At 72.2% G+C, this 15,250-nt stretch carries 12 protein-coding genes; 6 read left to right on the top strand and 6 right to left on the bottom strand.

Going from position 1 to position 15,250, the window contains the following annotated elements; genetic code table 11:
• Positions 1 to 1,851, bottom strand: a 1,851-nt coding sequence (pbpC, locus tag FJ694_RS29040; RefSeq protein WP_157271032.1) for a penicillin-binding protein 1C, incomplete at its 3' end; no start/stop codon positions are given.
• A 91-nt stretch (positions 1,852 to 1,942) separates the two neighbouring features.
• A complete protein-coding gene (locus FJ694_RS29035; protein WP_157271030.1) occupies positions 1,943 to 7,144 on the bottom strand; it encodes an alpha-2-macroglobulin family protein in 5,202 nt (1,733 codons plus the stop codon).
• Positions 7,145 to 7,353: 209 nt separating this feature from the next.
• Between FJ694_RS29035 and FJ694_RS29030 the strand changes: the two genes are divergently transcribed.
• Positions 7,354 to 7,920, top strand: a complete 567-nt coding sequence (locus tag FJ694_RS29030) for a DNA-3-methyladenine glycosylase (protein ID WP_157271029.1) — start codon at positions 7,354 to 7,356, stop codon at positions 7,918 to 7,920.
• A gap of 169 nt (positions 7,921 to 8,089) precedes the next feature.
• On the opposite strand, the gene FJ694_RS29025 is transcribed toward FJ694_RS29030, so the two are convergent.
• Positions 8,090 to 9,004, bottom strand: coding sequence for a hypothetical protein (locus FJ694_RS29025; protein WP_157271028.1), 915 nt, complete (start codon positions 9,002 to 9,004; stop codon positions 8,090 to 8,092).
• A 143-nt stretch (positions 9,005 to 9,147) separates the two neighbouring features.
• On the opposite strand from FJ694_RS29025, the gene FJ694_RS29020 reads away from it, so the two are divergent.
• The 5 genes from FJ694_RS29020 (at position 9,148) to FJ694_RS29000 (ending at position 13,372) form a co-directional block, all read left to right on the top strand.
• Positions 9,148 to 10,587, top strand: a complete 1,440-nt coding sequence (locus tag FJ694_RS29020; RefSeq protein ID WP_157271027.1) for an FAD-binding oxidoreductase — start codon at positions 9,148 to 9,150, stop codon at positions 10,585 to 10,587.
• A gap of 51 nt (positions 10,588 to 10,638) precedes the next feature.
• Positions 10,639 to 11,769: a 3-deoxy-7-phosphoheptulonate synthase gene (locus FJ694_RS29015; RefSeq protein ID WP_157271026.1), complete on the top strand. Its 1,131-nt coding sequence runs from the start codon at positions 10,639 to 10,641 to the stop codon at positions 11,767 to 11,769.
• Positions 11,770 to 11,847: 78 nt separating this feature from the next.
• Positions 11,848 to 12,273 carry a cupin domain-containing protein gene (locus FJ694_RS29010; RefSeq protein WP_310735073.1) on the top strand — a complete coding sequence of 142 codons (426 nt, stop codon included), beginning with the start codon at positions 11,848 to 11,850 and terminating at the stop codon, positions 12,271 to 12,273.
• A gap of 141 nt (positions 12,274 to 12,414) precedes the next feature.
• Positions 12,415 to 12,864, top strand: a complete 450-nt coding sequence (locus FJ694_RS29005; protein WP_157271024.1) for a BLUF domain-containing protein — start codon at positions 12,415 to 12,417, stop codon at positions 12,862 to 12,864.
• 46 nt (positions 12,865 to 12,910) lie between these two features.
• Positions 12,911 to 13,372: a BLUF domain-containing protein gene (locus FJ694_RS29000; RefSeq protein ID WP_157271023.1), complete on the top strand. Its 462-nt coding sequence runs from the start codon at positions 12,911 to 12,913 to the stop codon at positions 13,370 to 13,372.
• A 29-nt stretch (positions 13,373 to 13,401) separates the two neighbouring features.
• Here the strand turns inward: FJ694_RS29000 and FJ694_RS28995 are convergent, their stop codons facing one another.
• From FJ694_RS28995 to FJ694_RS28985, 3 genes are all read right to left on the bottom strand, one after another.
• Positions 13,402 to 14,409, bottom strand: coding sequence for a zinc-dependent alcohol dehydrogenase family protein (locus FJ694_RS28995; RefSeq protein ID WP_157271022.1), 1,008 nt, complete (start codon positions 14,407 to 14,409; stop codon positions 13,402 to 13,404).
• Between the two features lie 73 nt (positions 14,410 to 14,482).
• Positions 14,483 to 14,878, bottom strand: a complete 396-nt coding sequence (locus tag FJ694_RS28990) for a type II toxin-antitoxin system VapC family toxin (RefSeq protein ID WP_157271021.1) — start codon at positions 14,876 to 14,878, stop codon at positions 14,483 to 14,485.
• Complete coding sequence (locus FJ694_RS28985; protein ID WP_157271020.1) at positions 14,875 to 15,120, bottom strand: FitA-like ribbon-helix-helix domain-containing protein; 246 nt, start codon at positions 15,118 to 15,120, stop codon at positions 14,875 to 14,877. Before FJ694_RS28985 ends, FJ694_RS28990 begins: the two co-directional genes overlap by 4 nt.
• Positions 15,121 to 15,250: the final 130 nt, after the last annotated feature.

The raw sequence follows: 15,250 nt of genomic DNA, 5'->3' as shown, positions 1-15,250 counted from the left end.
CAGCCCGCCGCTGCGCTCGCGCTCCGGCAGCGTGGGCGGCGCCGCGCCGTCGAGCATCCAGCCGGTGCGCTGCACCAGGCAGTGCGCCGGCGCGGTGGCCTGCGCGCTCAGCCCCAGCGGCCAGCAGCTGCGCAGCGGCGCCACGCCCGGCGGCGGCAGGCGCGGCACACCGGCGGCCGGCGCGTCGGCTTCGGGCAGCAGCGCCGCGATGTCCCTGAGCAGCGGCGCGGCGGTGTTGGCGCCGAAGAAGCCGGGATTGGGCGTGCCGTCCGGCCGGCCCACCCACACGCCCACCGTGTGCCGCTCGGTCACGCCCACCGCCCAGGCGTCGCGGAAGCCGAAGCTGGTGCCCGTCTTCCAGGCCAGGCGGCGCGTGCCTTCCGTGAAGGGGCGGTCCGGATGGCCGCCGCCTTCGAGGATGTCGCGCACGATGAAGGCGGCACCCGCGCTCATCAGCCGCGCTTCCACGCGCGGCGCGTCCGGCGTCAGCCGCGGCGTGCCGGACAGCCCGCCACGCGCCAGCGCCCGGTAGGCGCCCGTCAGCTCTTCCAGCGTGGTACCGGCGCCGCCCAGGATCAGGCTGAGGTTGGGCGCCGCGCCCGGCGCCATGCGCAGCCGCAGGCCCCCGGCGCGCAGCGTGGCGGCGAAGCGCTGCGGCCCGATGCGCTCCAGCAGGTCCACGGCCGGCACGTTGAGCGACTTCTGCAGCGCCTCGGCCGCGCTCACCGGGCCGCTGAAGGACGCCTGGAAGTTGCCCGGCGCGTAGCCGCCGAAGCTCTGCGGCGCGTCCACCAGCAGGCTTTCCGAGTGGATCAGCCCGTCGTCGAGCGCCAGCGCATAGACAAAGGGTTTCAGCGTGGAGCCCGGCGAGCGCACGCCGCGCGCCATGTCCACGTGCGCGGCGCGCCGCGTGTCGCCGAAGTCGGCCGAGCCGGCGTAGGCCAGCAGCTCCAGCGTGTCGTTGTCCATGACCAGCACCGCCATCGACACCCGCGGCGGCAGGGCATCGACGCGGTCCAGCAGCAGCCGCTCCACGCCGGCCTGCAGCTCCGGCGAGAGGGTGGTGCGAAGCACGGGCGCGGCGCCGCCGGTGCCGCCGGCCGTGGCGCGCCGGCCTTCGGCGCGCGCCTGGGCGCGCACGCGCTCGGCCGCCAGCGGCGCCAGCCACTGCGCGCGCAGCGGCTGCACCGCCACCCGCTCCAGCCGGGCGTCGGCCACGGTGCGCGCATCCCAGGTGCCGTTGTCCTGCAGCCGCCGCAGCACCTTGTCGCGCGCGGCCTGCGCGGCCTCGGGGGCGCGGTCCGGGCGCAGCCGCGAGGGCGCCTGCGGCAGCGCGGCCAGCAGCGCGGCCTCCGCCGCGCTCAGGTGCAGGGCCGGGCGGCCGAGGTAGCCGCGGCTGGCCATCTCCACGCCCTCGACGATGCCGCCCATGGGCGCGCGGTTCAGGTAGAGCGTGAGGATCTCGCGCTTGGACAGCCGCAGCTCCAGCTGCAGCGCGCGCGCGACCTGGCGCAGCTTGGCGCGCAGGCTGCGGCTGCCGCGCGCGGACGGCGGCTCGATGAGCCGCGCCACCTGCATGGTCAGCGTCGAGCCGCCGGAGACGATGCGCCCGTGGCGCAGCCACTGCCCGGCCGCGCGCGCCAGCGCGAACGGGTTCACGCCGGGGTGCCAGTGGAACCAGCGGTCCTCGAAGCCGAGCAGGGCCTGCAGGTACAGCGGCGAGACCTCGTCGGGCGTGACCGGCTGGCGCCAGACGCCGTCGCCATCGGGCCAGGTGCGCAGCGGCGTGCCGTCGCGCGCGACGACGACGGCGCCGGGCGCGTCGCGCGGGATGGGCGGGGGGAAGGTCATGTCCAGGGCCAGCAGCCCGGCCAGCACGGCGGCCAGGGCCAGCTCGATGCGGCGGCGCCGGCTCACGTGCTCGCCTTTGCGCGCCAGGCCTTCACTGCGCCGCCGCGCCCCGCGGGTCGTTGACGGTCACCATCGCGCCGCCGCTGCCCACGCCGCGCAGCTCCGGCCGGTACATGTCCTCGGCGAAGGGCGCGGGCACCACGAAGCGCCCGGGGCTGACCACGCGCAGCATGTAGAACACCGGCAGCCACTCGCGGTCCAGCCGCGCCGCGGCCACGTAGCGGTCGTCGCGGTACTCCCGGTGCTTGATGCGCGCGTCGGCCATGGCCTCGGCCACGCTGACGTTGCCGATGCGGAACTCCTCGGCCTTCGGGCCCTGCGACAGGTTCAGGTTCTCCACCTCCATGCCCGCGGGCACGCGGTCCACGATCAGCGCGTCCTCGATGCGCCGGTCGGCGCGCGCCTGCACGCGCACGATCACCATCTCGCCCACGCTCAGCGCCCGGCCCGCGGCCAGCGGCTGCCCCTTGGCGTCGAACCAGTCGCGCCGCAGCTCGATCACGTCGCCGCGCGGGGCCGGAGCCTTCAGCGGGTAGCCGCCGCTGTCCACCTCGACGAACAGCGGCTTGTCATGGGTGTTGGTCAGCGCCACGCCGCGCGCGAGCGCCGCCGCGTCCAGGCTGCGCTGCTCGGTGCCGCGCGCGGACAGTGCCTGCGCCGCGTCGCCCACGGCCAGCTGCGCCTTCCAGCCTTCGCCGCCGGCAGCCCCCAGGCCGGCCGCGCGCGCGGCCAGCAGCAGCGACAGCCGCTCCTGCGTCGAGAGGTAGCCGCGCCCGCCCAGCTGGCCGGCCGCGTCGAAGAGCAGGTTCTCGCGCCGCGGGTGCCGCAGCTCGTGGCGCGCCAGCAGCGCGTAGGCCATGGCCGTGTCGCGCACCGGCGTGCCGTAGTCGCCCAGCCAGTCGTCGCCCCAGGCGGCGCCGACGCCGGGCAGGCCGTAGGGGCGGCGCATCGCCTCGTCCAGCGCGGCTTGCGACCTCGCCTCGTCGCCCATCAGCTTCAGGGCCGCCGCCAGGTGCACCAACGGCAGCGGCGAGCGCGCCTTGGCGCGCTGCTGGTCGTGCAGCCAGCGCAGCATCGCCAGCGGCGCCTTCTGGTCGCGCGCCAGGACGTACCCGGCATGCGCCAGCTCGGCGAAGCGCTGGTGGCTGTCGCGCAGCAGGTTGCGGTCGCGCTCGCTCCATGCGCCGGCGCCCGCGCCGCTGGCGGCCGAGGCGGCCGGCTTCACCCCGCTGGCGCCGAGGGCCGCCTGCACGCTCGCGGGCAGCTGCGGGAAGCGGTTCGGTGCTTGTTGAAGCTCCTGCAGCAGCCAGCCCTGGGCCTTGCGGTAGAAGGGTTCCGGCACCGTGAAGCCTTCGGCGCGCGCGTCCTGCATGAAGCCCATGACGTAGGCCGACAGCCAGGTCTCGTAGCCGCCGTCGCCCCAGAGCGTGAAGCCGCCGTTGGCCTTCTGCATGCCCGACATCCGGCCCAGGGCGCCCTCGACGATGCGCTCGCGCTCCTCGCGGCTGCGGGCCTGGAGCCCCAGCGACTGCGCCAGCTTCTCGTCCACGAACAGGTGCGGATAGGCGGCGCTCGCGGTCTGCTCCAGGCAGCCGTAGGGATAGTCCAGCAGCCCCTGCACCAGCGCGCGCACGTTCAGCGGCGGTTTATCCGACACGGCGATGGACAAAGCCGCCGAGCCCGTGTGGAAGCGCTCCAGGGCGTTGGCCTCCAGCTTGAGCGTGGTGCCCGGCTCCAGCCGCACGCGGCGCGCCTCGCGCTCCATCGGCGCGGCCGGCTGCACCTGCAGCACCGACTCGCGCGCGATGCGGATGCCGCCGGCGCTGGCCAACTGCAGCCGCAGCCGACCCAGCCCGTAAGCGTCGGTCGCCTCCACCGGGAAGCGCAGCGTGGCGCGCTGCTGGTGCTTGAGCGACACCACCTGCTCGCCGCCTCCCACGCGCACCGGCTCGGCACCGTCGAGCCGCACCGTCACCGACTGCGGCGCGCCGCTCAGGTTGGTCACGTCCAGCGCGACGAAGGCGCTGTCGCCGGGCGAGATGAAGCGCGGCGTGGCCAGCTCCGCGACGATGGGTGCGGCGGACACCATCTCCGCGTCCGCCTTGCCGAAGCGGTCGGCGGTGGCCACCACCGCCATCAGCCGCAGCGTGCCGTTGAAGTCGGGCACGTCCAGCGCGATGTCGGCCTCGCCCTTCGCATCGAGCGCCACCGGCCCGCTGAACAGCTCCACCAGCTTTACCTTCCTGGGCAGGCTCTTGCTGTCACGCAGGCCGGCATCGCCGCCCCAGCGCAGCCTGGCATTGGTGCCCTGCATCTTCTCGATGAGCTTGCCGTAGAGGTCGATCTGCTCGGCCGCGTAGCGGTGCTTGCCGAAGAAGAAGTCCGCCGGGTCCGGCGTGGCGTAGCGGGTGATGTTGAGGATGCCCGCGTCCACCGCGTAGAGCGTGGCCAGCGCCGGCTGGCCGTTGAGCCCTTCCGCCTTCACGCGCACCGTGGCGCGCTTTTCCGGCAGCACCTTGGCCGGTGCCCGCAGCGCCACCTGGAGCTGGCGCTCGGTGCGCGCCAGCGGCAGGTGGATCAGCCCCACGGCGCGCGCCGGCGTGACGCGCTCGCCCCGGCTGCCCGGGCGCAGCGCGCTCACGCCCACGTACAGGTCGTGCCGCGCCCAGGCGGGGTCGATCGGAATCTCCACCTGCGTGCCGGCGGCGCGCACGTCCACGCGCCGGCTCCACAGCAGCCGGTCACCCTCGACCGTGACGATCGCCGTGCCATCGTGCGGCGGGGTGATGGTCAGCCGCGCCTTCTCGCCGCCCTTGAGCGGCGCCTGCGCGAGCTTGAGCTGCACGCGGTCCGGCCGGTTGCCCATGTCCTGCGCCTCCTGCGCGCCCCAGCCGGCGTGGAAGCGGTAGCGCAGCGACAGCCCCGTTTCCGGGTCGTCCACCTCCAGCCGGTAGCGGCCCCAGCGCACCGGCAGGTCCAGCCGCGTGCGCTCGCCCTGCAGCGCGACCTGGCCCGACTCGACCAGCTCGTCCGTCTCGGTGAAGCCCGAGTGCCAGCCGCGCTGGTCGTCATGGCGCCAGTAGTACTGGCGGTCCTCGCGCACCAGGCGCAGCGCGGCCTTCTTGAGCGGCTGCGGTTTTCCGGCGCTGTCCACGCGGATCAGCTCGAAGCCGGCCGTGGCGTTGTCCGGCGCCACGTCGCGGTCGAACAGGGGCCGCAGCGCCAGGAGTTTCGGAGCCGGCCAGAGCACCCGCTCGATCGACCGCACCACCGGGCGCCCGCCCGACTCCAGCAAGCTGAAGCTGCCGCGCACGAGCATCGGCGAGCCCGGGCGCAGCTCCGGCAGCGGCAGCGTCACCGCGGCGCGGCCCTGCGCGTCGAGCTCCTGCTCGCCGACTTCCTCGCGCTTGCTGCGGTCGTCGTCGGCGAAGTCGCCAAAGACGAAGCCCGGCCACTGCTGCGGCAATGCGAAGCGCTGGCGCGAGGTGGCGGCCGACACCAGCAGGCGGTTGCCGGCCGCGGGCGCGCCGAAGAGGTAGTCGCCGCGCACGGCCACGTCGAAGGCGTCGCCCGGCAGCAGCACCGGGCGCTTCGTCGTCAATTCCAGCTTCATCCTCTCGGGCAGGAACTCCTCAACCTGGAATTTCCAGGCCGCGTCCGCGCGTTTCGCCCCTGGGTCGGCGCGCAGCTCCAGCAGCCAGGAGCCGGTGGGCGCGTCCGGCGGCAGCGCCACGGCCTGGCGCAGGTAGCCCGGGAATTTCTCATTCGGTTTCCAGACGCTGGTGCTGACGCTGCGGCCGTCCGGGCGCTTGAGCGTGGCGCTGAGCGGTTGCGGCGGGAGTGCCTTGCCGTCGGCGTCGCGCATGAGCACCGACACGTCGAAGCGCTCGCCCGGCCGGTACAGGTCGCGCCCGGCATAGACGAAGAGCTTCACGTTGCGCGACAGGTGCCCGCCGACGTCGAACTCCGACAGGTCCAGCCCCGGCGCGCGCAGCGCCAGCACGCTCATCGCGCCCTTGTCCCCTTCGCCGCGGCGCGCCACCAGCAGCGCGGCGGATTCCGGCGCGTCGTCGAAGTGGCCGTGCCCGTCTGCGTCGCCGTCGGTGCGCGCGATGGCGCGGCCGTTCTCGTCGAGCAGCTCGAAATGCACGCCGCGCAGCGCCTCGCCGGACTTCAGCGAGCTGGCAAAGGCGTCGAGCCCGCGCGCGTAGCGCCGCGCCTGCAGTCCGATGTCGCTGACGTAGAAGTACGTCACCTGGTACTCGCTGGAGAAGCGCCCGGGCTGGCCCATCACGGCGATGTAGACGCCGGGCTCCTGCAGCTCCTTGATGCCTTCCACGGGCAGGAAGCTGACGTGACGGCGGTTCGGCTGGTCGTCGGTGGCGTAGCGGCCCAGGTGCACGCTCTTCGCGCTCTGGCGCAGCTGGTCCAGCTCCCAGCCGCCGACGAGGCCCTGCAGGCGGCGGCTGTTGCCGTCGTAGCAATGGCGGCAGTCCTCGTCCTCGCCGGAAGACGAGTCCTCCCCGGCTTCGCCGCGCCCGCCCTGGCGCACGCCGGCCACGCGCTCCAGGAAGCGCGGCAGCTGCGCCGGCTCCACGCGCAGGAACTGCACGTCCACCTCCGGCACGTTGACGGTGACCACCGGCAGCCCGCCGTTCTGGCCCGCGGGCAGCACCACGCCGCGGCTGGCGAAGTAGAAGGAGGGCGGCATGGCCTCGCTGGCGACCTCGCACGAATGCCCGGCCGTGAGCCGGCGCCCGTCCTGCGATCTAAGTTCCGCCCCGACCTCGATGCGAAAGCGCCGCTGCGGCTGGATGAAGGGGAAATAAACCAGCCGCGGGTTGTCGCCCACCACCCAGGCGCCCTGCAGCAGCTTTTCGTTGGGCGCCGAACCGGCGGGCGGCGCGCCCGGGGCGGAGGCCGTCGGCTGCTCGGCGCCGCGCTCCCGCGCCTCGCCGTCGGCGGCGGCCGGGCCCAGGTCCACCACGCGCAGCGCGTCGTTGAAGTTCTGGCGCCGGTCCACCGGCTGGGAGAACACGACCGCCAGGGCCGGGCGGTCGTCGAGCAGGCGCGGCTTGCAGTCCAGGGCGGAGAAGGGCGCATCGGGGTCGGACAGCGCCGTGGGCGCTTCGGCCGGGGGCCGGCCCTGCTGCCACCACCAGGCGGCCACGAGGGCCGCCACCGCCAGCAGCGCCACGATCGCCGCCGTCAGGCCGCGCCTGCCCTTTGCCATGCCTTGCGCCATGCGCTTCTCCCCCGAGTGGATTTCCCTGGTGCAACGCGCACGGTAGCGGCAGCGCCGACCGGCGGCATGGGCGAAAGCAACCGCTTTTGTCCTGTTGCAACCAGGAGCTTTCTCCGGCCGGGACACCGCCGAGCGAGCGCGTGCCGGGCGCGGCCTTGCCGCCGGGCGGGACAGGGCCGCGTGGCCATACTGGCGCGATGACCGTGCTTGCAGACATCGACTTCTCCGCCGACTCCCTGCTGGTGGCGCGGCAGCTCATCGGCGTGACGCTGCTCATCGACGGCGTGGGCGGGCGCATCGTCGAAACCGAGGCTTACGACCAGGCCGACCCGGCCTCGCACACCTTCTCGGGGCCCACGCCGCGCAACGCCAGCATGTTCGGCCCGCCGGCGCATGCCTACGTGTACCGCTCCTACGGCATGCACTGGTGCATGAACTTCGTGTGCCGCGAATCCGGACATGGCGCGGGCGTGCTGATCCGCGCGCTGGAGCCCACGCACGGGCTGGAGCTGATGCGCCAGCGCCGCGGCCAGGACAAGGTGGAGCTTTTGTGCGCCGGGCCGGGGCGGCTGGCGCAGGCGCTGGGCATCACGCGCGCGCTGGACGGCCAGCCGCTGGACGCGCCGCCGTTCCAGTTGCTGCCCGGCGCGCCGGAGCCGGTGGAGTTGCTGGTGGGACCGCGGATCGGCATCAGCAAGGCGGCGCACGAGTTGTGGCGGTTTGGGCTGAAGGGGTCGAGGTTTCTCAGCAGGGGGTTTGCTTGAGAAGCCATAAGCCACAAGTCACTCAAAAAATGCCGCGTCATTCCCGCGAAGGCGGGAATGACGGAGGGGGAGTGGGAATGACGCCCCTTTTGGCTGACAGCCTGCACAACTGACGCGCCAATAAAAAAGGCTGCCGAAGCAGCCTTGTAAATTTATTGTCGGCCCTCTCTCAAGGCAATTTGCCTTCCTTCTCCAGCCGATCCAGCATTTTAGGAATGAAGCGCCCACATACTGCTTGATTGTGGGCATATTCGACATCGGAGTCGAATTCGTCGTGCTGCGCGCGCACCTTGCCGAACTCCTCCAGGGCGAGGCGGACGGTTTCCTGGTTGCGGCGCTGCGGTTCCAGCGCGGCCAGCGTGTTGAAACGTTCCTTGAACACCGCGCCCAGCCGCGCGGGCGATTCCTGCAGCCAGCGGCGGTAGATGGCGATATGCGTCATCTCGTGCTGGCGCACGTGGTCGAAGGCGCACTGGTTTTCCAGCAGCTCGCTGGCAACGTGCACGGTGGTCTTTTGATAACCCACTTCCAGGTCCAGCGCCGGGCAGCCCTGGGCGTCCTTGCGCCAGCCGACGGTGACGCGGCTTTCGGCGTAGGTCGAGCCCAGGCCGAAACTGCGCTGCGTCAGCGGCAGGGAGGATTTCCTGTTCAGCGCCGTGACGGTGCGCACGTCGCCGGAATTGTCTTCGGTGAAAGTCAGGGGCAGGGCACGCACGGTCACCACGGGCTGGCAACCGGAGAAACCGGAAATATTGCCGGTATTGGGCGCGGCATTGGCGGACGCCGTGGCCGGCGCGGCGTGACTTATTGCCGCGGCGGACATCAAGAACGCAGACGCAGCGAGGCGCAGGCCCCAGGACATGAAGCGCATCGGTCGATCCCATGGAGTGCCGCCATCCCCGTGATGGCGGCGGCCGGCACGGCCCGGCATTCCCGTCGCCCTGGGTTGCAGGGCAGCGAAAAGCGGACTGAACTTTCGGCGTGCTGGGAGGGTGTTCGGCACGTCGGCCGGCGGGTTGAGGGGCCGGGTGCTTTTCAGCTTGTTGAATCTGTAAGCGGGCGCGTTACGGCGGGAATCTTCCACGCTTTGGGCGCCGTGCCGGGGTGCGGCGGATCGCGCGGCGGGTGACGATCGGGCCGGGTCCGGGGGGCTTGCACCCCGGACGTATAGTCCCCGGCTCCTCCAGCCGGCCGCGAGCGCCGGTGCATTACTCCGGAGACAACTCCATGTCAGAGCAGGTTTCAGAGCGCGACGCCGCCGTGCTGGCGTCGCTTCCCGTGGTCCGCCAGCGCGCGGTGCCGCCGGCGCTGGTCGAGGCGCTGCAGGCGCGCTTCGGCACGCGCTGCTCCACCGCGCAGGCCGTGCGCGAGCAGCACGGCAGCGACGAGTCCACCTTCAGCGTGCCGCCGCCGGCGGCGGTGGTGTTCGCCGAGAGCAGCGCGGAGGTGGCCGAGGTGGTCGCCCTGTGCAGCCAGCATGAAGTGCCGCTGATTCCCTATGGCGCCGGCTCCTCGCTCGAAGGCCACCTGCTGGCGGTGCAGGGCGGCATCAGCCTGGACGTCTCGCGCATGGACCGGGTGCTGTCCATCGACGCCGACGACCTGACCGTCACCGTGCAGCCCGGCATCACGCGCAAGCGGCTCAACGACGAGTTGAAGTCCACGGGCCTGTTCTTCCCGATCGACCCGGGCGCCGATGCCTCCATCGGCGGCATGTGCGCCACGCGCGCCTCCGGCACCAACGCCGTGCGCTACGGGACCATGCGCGAGAACGTGCTGGCGCTGGAAGTCGTGACCGCCGACGGGAAAATCATCCGCACCGGCACGCGCGCCAGGAAGAGCAGCGCCGGCTACGACCTGACGCGGCTGATGGTGGGCAGCGAGGGGACGCTGGGCGTCATCACCGAGATCACGCTGAAGCTGTATCCGCTGCCCGAAGCGGTGTCGGCGGCGGTGTGTTCCTTCCCGGACATCGAGGCCGCGGTCCGCACCGTGATCCAGACCATCCAGATCGGCGTGCCCATCGCCCGGGTGGAGCTGATCGACGCCAACACGGTGCGCATGGTCAACGCCTACGCGAAGCTGGGGCTGCGCGAGGAGCCGATGCTGCTGATGGAATTCCACGGCTCGCCCGCGGGCGTGAAGGAGCAGGCCGAGACGGTGCAGGAGATCGCGGCCGAGTTCGGCGGCCAGGCCTTCGAGTGGGCCAGCACGCCCGAGGAGCGCACGCGGCTGTGGACGGCGCGGCACAACGCGTATTTCGCGGCGATCCAGTCGCGCCCGGGCTGCCGCGCGCTGTCCACCGACACCTGCGTGCCCATCTCGCGCCTGGCGGACTGCCTGCTCGAATCGGTCGCCGAGGTGGACGCCTCGGGGCTGCCGTACTTCCTGGTCGGCCACGTCGGCGACGGCAACTTCCACTTCGGCTACCTGATCGACCCGAACAGCGCCGACGAGCGCGCGCGCGCCGAGGCGCTGAACCACAAGCTGGTGCACCGCGCGCTGCGGCTGGACGGCACCTGCAGCGGCGAGCACGGCGTGGGGCTGCACAAGATGGGCTTCCTGGTCGAGGAGGCGGGCGCCGGCGCGGTGGAGATGATGAAGGTCATCAAGCGCGCGCTCGACCCGAAGAACATCCTCAACCCCGGAAAGATCTTCGAGCTCTGACGGGCGGCACCCCACGCATCACCAATCAACAACACCACAGGGCAGGACCCCATGAGCGCAGCTTCCATCGACGACCCCCGCCACGACCGCGAGGCCGGCTCGGCCGACGCCACGCAGGACCTCACCCGCATCGACGACGTGCGCATCGGCGCGGTGCGCCCGCTGATCTCGCCGGCGCTGCTGCTCGACGAGGTGCCGGTGTCCGACGCCGTGCTGGCGCTGGTGGAGCGCGCGCGCCATGCCGCGGCCGACGTGCTGCGCGGGCGCGACGACCGGCTGCTCGTCGTCGTGGGCCCGTGCTCGATCCACGACCACGGCCAGGCCATGGAGTACGCGCACCGGCTCAAGGCCCTGGACGAGGAGCTCAAGGGCGAGCTGCTGCTGGTGATGCGGGTGTACTTCGAGAAGCCGCGCACGACGGTCGGCTGGAAGGGCTTCATCAACGACCCGCGCCTGGACGGCAGCTTCCGCATCAACGAGGGGCTCAGGAAAGCGCGCGAGCTGCTGCTGGAAATCTCGGCGCTGGGCCTGCCCTGCGGCACCGAGTTCCTGGACCTGCTGAGCCCGCAGTACATCGCCGACGTGGTGAGCTGGGGCGCCATCGGCGCGCGCACGACGGAGAGTCAAAGCCACCGCCAGCTGGCCTCGGGCCTGAGCTGCCCGGTGGGCTTCAAGAACGGCACCGACGGCGGGGTGCAGGTGGCGGTGGACGCGCTGCAGGCGGCGGCCGCCTCGCACGCCTTCATGGGCATGACCAAGATGGGCCAGGCCGCGATCTTCGAGACGCGCGGCAACCAGGACTGCCACGTCATTCTGCGCGGCGGCTCGCGCGGGCCCAACTTCGATGCCGCCAGCATCGACGCCGCCTGCGCCGCGCTGGCCAAGGCGGGCCTGCGCGAGACGCTGATGGTGGACTGCTCGCATGCCAACTCGGCCAAGCAGCACCGCCGCCAGATCGAGGTGTCCGGCGACATCGCGGCGCGCATCACCGCGGGCGAGCGCCGCATTGCCGGGCTGATGATCGAGAGCCACCTGGAGGAAGGCCGCCAGGACCTCAAGCCCGGCGTGGCGCTGCAGCGCGGCGTCTCCATCACCGACGCGTGCATCGGCTGGGCCCAGACCGCGGGCGTGCTGCGCCGGCTGGCGGACGCGGTGGCGGCGCGGCGCGCGCTGGCGAGCTGAGTTCCCGCCGCCATGGGCGACAACGCAAGAAAACCTGTGCCGCCCGTGGCCGTTTTGGCCGCCGAGGCGCCGGCGCGAATGAAGCCGTCCATCTACCCGGAGCCCTTCGCCTCGCGCATGGCCGGGCGGGTGAAGCGGCCGCTGGGCGACCTGTTCGGGCTCACGAACTTCGGCGTCAACCTCGTGCACCTGGCGCCGGGCGCGGTGTCGGCGCTGCGCCATGCGCATGCGCGGCAGGACGAGTTCGTCCACGTGCTGCAGGGCCGGCCCACGCTGTGCACCGATGCGGGCGAGACGCTGCTGGCGCCGGGCATGTGCGCCGGCTTCAAGGCCGGCACCGGCAACGCGCACTGCCTGCGCAACGACACGGCCGAGGAAGTGCTCTACCTGGAGGTGGGCGACCGCACGCCGGGCGACGAGGCAACCTATCCGGACGACGACCTGCGCGCGGTGCAGGGCGAGGGCGGCTGGCGCTTCGAGCACAAGGACGGGACGGCGTACTGAGCCGCTCCGGCGCCGCCGCCACGTGCACGGTTTCCACGTGCATTCGTACCGCCGGTGCCGGACACGGCACGCGGGCCCTGCCCCTGGGGGCAGGACAGGCCCGGAACAATGGCGGCTTCCCGATACGGCTGGAGCCGCTCCTTGTCCCTGCACCGCCTCGTCTACATCAGCATGGCCAGCGGCCTCGGACCGACACCGGCCGAGCTGCGGGCGCTGCTGGCGCAGAGCGTGCGCCACAACCCGGCCGCCGGCATCACGGGGATGCTGCTGTACGCCCACGGCGGCTACATGCAACTGCTGGAGGGAGAGGGGGCTGCCGTGGAGGGCCTGTTCGCGCGCATCCGCCGGGACCCGCGCCACAGCCGCGTGACGACGCTGCTGCACGGCCCAACCGAGGCGCGGAGCTTCCCGCAATGGGCCATGGCCTTCCGCCGGCTGGACGAAGAGGGTGCGGCCGCCGCCGCGCTGCCGCCGCCGCTGGCCGCCTTTTGCCTCGAGGGCTTCGACGAGGCCCGGCTGCGCGCCCGGCCCGGCGCGGCGCTGGAACTGCTGCGCCTGTACAGCCGCAGCAACGGGCTGATGGCGGCCTGACCAGGGCGTTGCCGGGGGACGGGCCCGGGGCTTGCCCTGAGGATGCATGCCCCTGAGCCAGCTTATCTACATCAGTTCCGCCACCGGCGAGACCCTCGCGAACATCGAGCACGAGTTGCGGGACATCCTGGAGGTTTCGGTACGCAACAACCGGCAGCAGGGCCTGACCGGCATGCTGCTGTACTCGAACGGCGGCTTCATGCAGGTGCTCGAAGGCGAGGAGGAGGCTCTGCAGGCGGCCTACGGGCGCATCGCCGCGGACCCGCGCCACAAGGATCTCTACCTGCTGGCGCACGAGCCCGTCGCCGTTCGCGCCTTCTCGCAATGGCACCTGGGCTGCCGGCGGCTGGACCTGCAGGGACTGCGCGGCCTGGCCGTGCCGGCGGATTTCGCGCCCTTCGTGCGCCAGGGCTTCGACGAGCGCGCGCTGCAGGCCCGGCCCGGCGTGGCGCTGGAGATGCTGCGGCACTACAGCGTCAACAACGGGCTGGCGCAGCGCCAGGCGTAGGCCGGCCGCGCTCCGCCGGCTGCCGACGCTCAGATCGCCACGCACACCTTCCCGAAATGCGCCCCGGCGCCCTGGTGGCGGAAGGCGGCGGCCAGGTCCTTGAGCGCATGGGTCGAGTCGATCACCGGGCGCAGGCCGGTGGCGTCCAGGGCGCGCACGAACTCCTGCTGGTGCCGGCGGCTGCCCACGATCAGCCCCTGCAGCCGCGCCTGGCGCGCCATCAGCAGCGCGGTGGGCACGTCGCCGCCCAGGCCGGTGAGCACGCCCACGAAGGCGATGCAGCCGCCCAGGCGCACGGCTTCGATCGACTGCGGCAGCGTGCCCGGCCCGCCCACTTCCACGACATGGTCCACGCCCTGGCCGCCGGTCCAGTCGCGCACGGCGCGGCCCCAGTTGGGCTGCGTCTTGTAGTTGATGCCGTGGTCGGCGCCCAGGGCGCGCAGCCGCTCCAGCTTGGCGTCCGAGGACGACGTGGCAATCACCGTGGCGCCCATGGCCTTGGCCAGCTGCAGCGCGAACACCGAGACGCCGCCGCTGCCCTGCACCAGCACCGTGTCGCCGGCCTTCAGCTCGCCCTCGACCGCCAGTGCGCGCCAGGCGGTCAGGCCGGCGGTGGTGAGCGTGGCGGCCTCGGCGGCGTTCCAGCCGCGCGGCGCGCGCGTGAACCAGGTGGCGGGCGTGACCACGGCCTCGCGCGCGTAGCCGTCGATGCCGTCGCCGGGCGTGAGCGAGAAGTTGTCCAGGGGCGGCCGGCCGTCGAGCCAGGTCGGGAAGAAGCACGACACCACGAGGTCGCCCACGGCGAACTCCGCGACGCCGTCGCCCACGGCCTCGACGATGCCGGCGCCGTCGGACATGGGGATGCGGCCGTCGGCCGCCGGGATCGCGCCCAGCGCCACGGCGTAGTCGTGGTAGTTGAGCGAGCTGGCCTGCAGCCTGACGCGGATCTGGCCCGCGCCAGGGGCGCCGGGGTCGGGCAGGTCGATGGCTTCCAGCCGGTCCAGGCCGCCGGGGGCGCGAAGGGCGATGCCTTGCATGGGAGGGCTCCCTTGTTCAAGTGGTGGGGGAGCTAGGCTAGCGCAGGGGACGGGGTGGCTTCGGTCGCGTGATTCAGCCGCCTGGCAGCGGCAAGGCATCGCCGGGAAACGCGCGCAGCACCTTCTTGTCCATCGTGTACAGCCTTACGTTCAACTGCTGGGCCAGTGCCACGAACTCGCAGTCGTAAGCGGAGCAGTCGCTGTTGCGCACCAGTTGAAGCACGCGCGGCGAGTTGACGTCGTACTCCGCACCGGCCAGCAGGACTTCGGCTTCACGTTGCACGGCACAAGCCTCATCAAAGCTCAAGATGCCGCGTCTCACGTAGCCCGCCAGGATGTTGCGGAACTCGCTGCGCCAAAGCCGCGGCGCGGCCCACGCCGGCTGTTCGAGCAGCAATTGCTCGGCTGCTGCAGTGAAGATCCCTGGCAGGTAGAGGTAAGCCAGGACGTTGGTGTCAACGACGATCATTCGCGGCCTTCGAGCTTGAAGGCGTCAATGTCCTGGGCATCGAAGTCCTTGCCGATCAGCGTGGAACGCAGGGCCCGAATGCGGTCCAGCTTGGACTGACCGTCCAGCGTTCCAGAACGCAGGGCTGCTTCCAGGTGGACGATCGCCTCGCTGTCGAGGCTGCGCCGATGCGCTTGGGCGGAGCGCTGGAGCTGTTCGTACACGGCATCGGGCACGTTGTTCAGTGTGAGGGTGACGGGCATGGCGCTCTCTCTTTCAGACCAGTCCGGCGATTGTGTTCTTCGTGGAGTGCGTCAGCAGAACGGACGCCGCCATGGCCCATTGCCGCACTGCCGCACTGCCGCACTGCCGCACTGCCGCACTGCCGCACTG

This window comes from Azohydromonas aeria (genome assembly GCF_009760915.1).
Classification (GTDB): domain Bacteria; phylum Pseudomonadota; class Gammaproteobacteria; order Burkholderiales; family Burkholderiaceae_C; genus Azohydromonas; species Azohydromonas aeria.
The sequence above is the reverse complement of the archived record's forward strand: the minus strand, read 5'-3'. Positions and strand labels throughout refer to the sequence as shown.